The 4,565-nt window shown below is 64.6% G+C and carries 4 protein-coding genes; 3 read left to right on the top strand and 1 reads right to left on the bottom strand.

The features are described 5' to 3' along the window. A partial coding sequence (locus OEB96_RS00610) for a hypothetical protein (RefSeq protein WP_266213425.1) occupies positions 1 to 290 on the bottom strand: 290 nt, incomplete at its 3' end. Positions 291 to 760: 470 nt separating this feature from the next. On the opposite strand from OEB96_RS00610, the gene OEB96_RS00605 reads away from it, so the two are divergent. The 3 genes from OEB96_RS00605 (at position 761) to OEB96_RS00595 (ending at position 4,059) form a co-directional block, all read left to right on the top strand. Continuing rightward, the gene (locus OEB96_RS00605; protein ID WP_266213424.1) at positions 761 to 2,440 is read left to right on the top strand and encodes a hypothetical protein; all 1,680 of its coding nucleotides are present in this window, start codon (positions 761 to 763) and stop codon (positions 2,438 to 2,440) included. Then, on the top strand, positions 2,437 to 2,700 hold the full coding sequence (locus tag OEB96_RS00600; protein WP_266213423.1) for a hypothetical protein: 264 nt from the start codon (positions 2,437 to 2,439) through the stop codon (positions 2,698 to 2,700). Before OEB96_RS00605 ends, OEB96_RS00600 begins: the two co-directional genes overlap by 4 nt. A gap of 126 nt (positions 2,701 to 2,826) precedes the next feature. Next, a complete protein-coding gene (locus OEB96_RS00595) occupies positions 2,827 to 4,059 on the top strand; it encodes an ISAzo13 family transposase (RefSeq protein ID WP_266213422.1) in 1,233 nt (410 codons plus the stop codon). The last annotated feature ends 506 nt before the right edge of the window (positions 4,060 to 4,565 follow it).

The following is a 4,565-nucleotide window of genomic DNA, read 5'->3' as shown; positions in this document are numbered from 1 at the left end:
TGCTCCGGAATGCGTGCCCAGGTGCGTCGGAACAGGCGCCCAGGTTCGGCCGGAACGGGTGCCCAGATCGCGTCGGAATTCGCATGCACCCCGGTTTTGGCCAGCGCAAAGGTTGTCGAGGCCGAGTCGGAGGTGAGGCCCATGGCGATCAGCAGGGGAGAGGACGGCAGGCGGAAGGTCGCCTCGATGATCTCTCGAGCGCCATCGGAGGGCAGGGCAGTGTCGATGAACACGAGATCGATCTTGGATCCCTCGAGTCGTGAGAGCGCACCACTGACGTTGCTGGTCACGTGGACGGCCCCACGGAGCGTGCACCCCTCGAGACATGCACGCACAACCTGACCGTGATCACGGTCCGAGTCGACGACGAGCGCAGCATCGAAATCGAAATTGCGCTGTGGCGAGCTCCCATCCATCGATGTTGCCCCATCGGAGTCTCTCAGAGCCCGTCGACGGAATCGAAGAAGATTCGACCGAAGATCGACAGGTGCGCTCTCAAAACGCTGTTAGTAACTGAACAGAAAACTAGATTGGTACGACGGTATCGTGTTCGCAAACGAGCACGCCACTCGTGAGCCTGCCTGCGCGCTCCGCGGCGTTGCGTTGAACATCAGGCCAGTGGGCCGTTCGGGTCACCGAGGGCCGCGTCGGGGGCACGACTCCCCACGGCGATCATCCGCTACAATCCCCACCCGTGTGCCCGCCCCAAGGTCCGCACCCGCGTTGCTTCGACCCCGTGCGGCCCTGGTACTCTAGATCAATGGGCGAACGCGAAACCTCCGTGGTGCACCGTCTAGCGGAGGGCATCCGAGAGATGCTCTGCCAGCAACGGGTGAGACAAAGGCTGGAGACGCCACGAGGCCGCTGGTTCCAGATCGTGGCGTGCCTGGACGCTCTCGAGGACTCGGAGCTCGCCATTGCTGCGTACTTCGACGCAGATGAGACTGACAAGGGAGCCCTATACCTCGCGACCTACGGGGTCTTCCAGGCTTTCATCATTCAGCAGGATGCGGCCCAGGTCCTCGCACAGTGCCTTGGCCTCAAGAAGGTGAACCGGAAGAAGTATAGAGAGTTGGGCGAGATAAGGTTTCTCCGCAACCGAATTGCCGGACACCCCACCCGTACCAATGCGGGATATCGCAACCTCGAGGCGATACTGGATGAGATCGGCGCGGAACCCGAAGATGTCGCGCGGATCGTCGCCCTGGCGGAGGCATACCAGCCAACGCTACCGGAGGAGTTCCATGCGGTGTGCAGATTGACCCTGTCAGTAGGACAATGCGACGTATTGACGTCGGGCCATGATCAGAGTGATCAGTATCAAACCATCGACGTGCGGCACCTCGCGGAACGGCAGCAGGAGGCCATGACGAAGATGCTCACCGCGATCGTCGAGCGATTCAAGAGGCGGGATGCAGAGCACCTTGCGGCGTTCGCGGACGTCCTATTCAGGGACATGCTGCGGGATCTCGATGCCGCTCTCGATGCCACCAAGTGCCACCAGCGGACCCATAACGCGCCTCCCGACTGGGGGCAACTAGGGAGCTTGGCCGAGAAACTCGCGAATGCGTCGTCGGCAATGCGGGACGAGTTAGACAAACGGGAACGACGTCTCGACGATATTCCGCTTGTGAACGGTGCCCTTGCAGAAGAGAGCCGGGGTATTGCGCAGGTTTTGGCAGACGGGGCGAAGCCGCTGCCGGAGATCTTCGGCTATGCCTTTGTCGAATACGCGGAGTGGGCCACCGTAGAACTGAGGGGGCTTGCCGATGAATTGGACAAGGAGTACCATGCTGACTCGGAACTCGCTCCGGTGGATGATGAGCTCGCTGAGACGGAGTGGACCGAAGCAGCGAGGCGCCGGGAGGAGGCCGCGAGGGAGGTGCTCGCCCGTATCTCGTCCGTACCGGACAAACCCAGAGCCGAGCCAGCATCGACAGCCGAGCGAAACGAGGAAGACCACGTAGCCCGATTCTCCTCATCGCGTGTCCGCCTCATGTCGCAGCTTCGGCGTATTCTGGGCGACTCATTTCCAGACGACTTGCTCTTCCCGGAGTGCTCGCGTGTTGTGGCGGACATCATTCGGGCATGCAGGCCATGGACGCTCGGTGGTCCTTTCGCGTACTCCCCCTCCGCGGCTCCCTGGGCCCAGCTACGCGACCGGCTAGTCACCTTCTCGGAGAAGATGGCCGCGCGAGGGCTAGCATCAACGATCTACTCCAACGCACTCGAGGCAGCGTGCGAGGCGCTACAGGCTCTCGCGGACCTCACATCGGATCGCCGCCAGGGCTCTCAGGCGGCGGTGGTGTTCGGTCCGTACCTGCGAAACCGGGCTGCCATTTTGGAAGAGGAGGTCGGAGCGCTGGAAGACCGTGCTCTCTCAGCGGAGGACGGGGACCATGGGGCCAATATGCCCCCCGCCCCCGGTGGGGATGCGTGAACAAGGTCCCCGCCCTCGACATCCGCCCCCCGACGTGCGATCCCTACCCCGGCCGCTCGTCGCGCACCTCGCTCATGTCCAAGAAGAAGACCCCCCGCTCTCCCGCCCCGGCCCAGCCCGCGGAGCCGAGCGCCGCCAAGAAGCGGACCACGGTCACGCTCCCGGCCTCGCTACACAAGGCGACCAAGCAGCGCGCCCTCGACGATGACTGCGACTTCTCGGATGTCGTGGTCGCGGCGCTGCGCGAATACCTGTCCTGAGCGCCCTTTGGCCGATACTCGAGGCCGTTCGCGCGCTTTTCGCAGAATTCTGGCTGATGCGTTGATGCTTAGGCCTCGCGGATGATCGAAGTTGCCACCTCGTCTGGGTGACGAAGGCCGATCGGCATGCGACGCGACACAGCGGCCGAGACCACGATCAGGGAGAAGTACGAGGCGTTGTCGGGGTTCCTCGACGAGAGGGCGAGGCGACTGTGGGCCGCCACCGAGTCGGTGGCGCAGGGATACGGCGGCGACGCGCTGGTCTCTGCGGCGACGGGCATCGCACGGGCAACGATCCGCAAGGGTCGGCAGGAGCTCGAAGCGGGGATCGAGCCCAGCGAGCGCCTGCGTCGGGCAGGATCGGGACGTCCGAAGCTCGAGCAGGTTCAGCCGGGATTGCCCGAGGCGTTGGAGGCGCTGGTCGAGCCTCTGACCCGTGGCGACCCGATGTCGCCGCTGCGCTGGACGTGCAAGAGCGCGGCGAACCTCGCGGTCGAGCTGGCCACCCAGGGATGGACGGCCAGTGTGTCCTGGGTCGGGCGGATGCTGCGGAGGATGGGCTACAGCCAACGGGGGCTTCGCAAGACTCGTGAGGGCGAGTCTCATCCCGACCGCAACGCCCAGTTCGAGCACATCAACACGACGGCCGACGACTTCCTCGGGCGCGGCCAACCGGTGATCTCCGTGGACACCAAGAAGAAGGAGCTCGTGGGCGATTTCAAGAACGGAGGCCGGGAGTGGCAACGCAAGCGCGAACCCGAGAAGGTGCTCGTTCACGACTTCCCGACCGATGCGATCGGCAAGGCCATTCCATACGGCGTCTACGACATGGGCCGCAACGAGGCCTACGTCAGCGTCGGGTGCGACCACGACACGCCGGCCTTCGCTGTCGCCGCGATTCGGCGCTGGTGGACGAAGATGGGCAGCCAGGCGTACCCCGAGGCCAGCCAGCTGTTCATCACCGCCGATGCCGGCGGCAGCAATGGCTACCGCTCGCGCGTCTGGAAGGCGGAGCTGCAGAAGCTCGCCGACGACTTCGGCTTGACGATCAAGGTCTCGCACTTCCCGCCCGGGACGAGCAAGTGGAACAAGATCGAGCATCGGCTCTTCTGCTACATCACCCAGAACTGGCGAGGGCGACCGCTCCGAACGTTCGAGACCGTGGTGCAGCTCATCGGCCACACCCGGACGGCCAAGGGGCTGCGCGTGCGAGCCAGGCTCGACAAGCGCAAGTACCCCACCGGGGGCAAGGTCTCGAAGGCCGAAATGGAGAGCCTCGCGCTGCACAGGGACGACTTCCACGGCGACTGGAACTACGAGCTGCGACCGAGGGGCGATCAGCGGGAGTTGATCAGTTAGTTCTGATCCGAGGCCTTAGGCATCTTGATGCGCTGATGTATCTGCACTACGCTGCTCTCCTCCCTCCACACGGGGAGCAGAGCGAGCGATTCTTGGGTGTGCCGGTTGGGGAGCTCTGCCCTGGCGGTGCACCTTCCCGGGCGAAGTCGGGGCCCGGGTCGTAGCCCCGGAGGTTGTGGCTTCGGGGCACCCGCACTTTGCCCGCCACAACCGGGCGAGGAGCACCCATGATCGAAGAGAAGCGAGCCCTCATTCGCGGAGGGCCGAAGGACGACCGACGGACAGATCCATCTCGGGCGAGTGGGCCGGTGTGCCACACCTCGCGACGGAAGGGAGCAGCCAACCATGGCGACTGACGACCGCGAGCCCCTCCGCCGCAGCCACACGCTGCCTACGAGGTCGCCCTGACCCGTCTTGCAGGCGCGGCGTACGAGGTCGCCCTGACCCGTCTTGCAGGCGCGCGATCGGGCCGGGACCTTCGTGTCCATGGAACGGGAAGACGAGCT

Source organism: Paraliomyxa miuraensis (genome assembly GCF_026337845.1).
Classification (GTDB): domain Bacteria; phylum Myxococcota_A; class Polyangia; order Nannocystales; family Nannocystaceae; genus Paraliomyxa; species Paraliomyxa miuraensis.
This window is presented reverse-complemented; position numbering and strand designations above follow the sequence as displayed.